At 57.2% G+C, this 629-nt stretch carries 2 tRNA genes; both read left to right on the top strand.

Annotated features, from left to right (window positions below):
- Positions 1 to 176: 176 nt before the first annotated feature.
- Positions 177 to 253, top strand: a tRNA-Ile gene (locus tag DJ018_RS18915).
- A gap of 93 nt (positions 254 to 346) precedes the next feature.
- Positions 347 to 422, top strand: a tRNA-Ala gene (locus tag DJ018_RS18910).
- Positions 423 to 629 lie beyond the last annotated feature (207 nt).

Below are 629 nucleotides of genomic sequence, written 5' to 3'. Positions count from 1 at the left end.
TAGGGGAACCTGCGGCTGGATCACCTCCTTTCTAAGGATGGATCTCCAGAGAGCTTCGGCTTTCTACTGATCCTCCAAAGACACCTAAACAGGTGCGGAACGCCGCCGTCTCCGTTTCTCTTTCCAAACTCGCTCTGGCCGCCAAGGCTGGGGCGCGATCGCGCATCCGCGCATGAGGGCCTGTAGCTCAGGTGGTTAGAGCACACGCCTGATAAGCGTGAGGTCGGCAGTTCGAGTCTGCCTGGGCCCACCACACCTTCCTCGAGTTTTTTGATTTGAGTGTTTGTGTGAACCCTAGGGCGGACGTTCGCTGGGTCGACGACAGCTCCTTGCTGAGCGGCCTTATGGGGCCATAGCTCAGTTGGTAGAGCGCGTGCTTTGCAAGCATGAGGTCGTCGGTTCGATCCCGTCTGGCTCCACCAGGCGTTCGGAACTGCGCGCGATCGGGAAGAAACAGGTTTCCGTTTTCCTCGGGCCCGTATGGGTGAGGGAAGGGGACAAGTGACATCGTGAATGGAAGGGTTAGCCGCTTAGGTTGGCCTGAGAAGACATCATTGTCTGGCAACTACAAAGCGCATGTTTGGGTGCTGTCTGGGTTTCATAGCCTGGATGGCGTTTAAGCCCATGCA

Source organism: Phenylobacterium deserti, from assembly GCF_003254705.1.
GTDB classification, from domain to species: Bacteria; Pseudomonadota; Alphaproteobacteria; order Caulobacterales; family Caulobacteraceae; genus Phenylobacterium; species Phenylobacterium deserti.
Note: the sequence above shows the minus strand (reverse complement) of the source record. Positions and strands in the feature narration are given on the sequence as shown.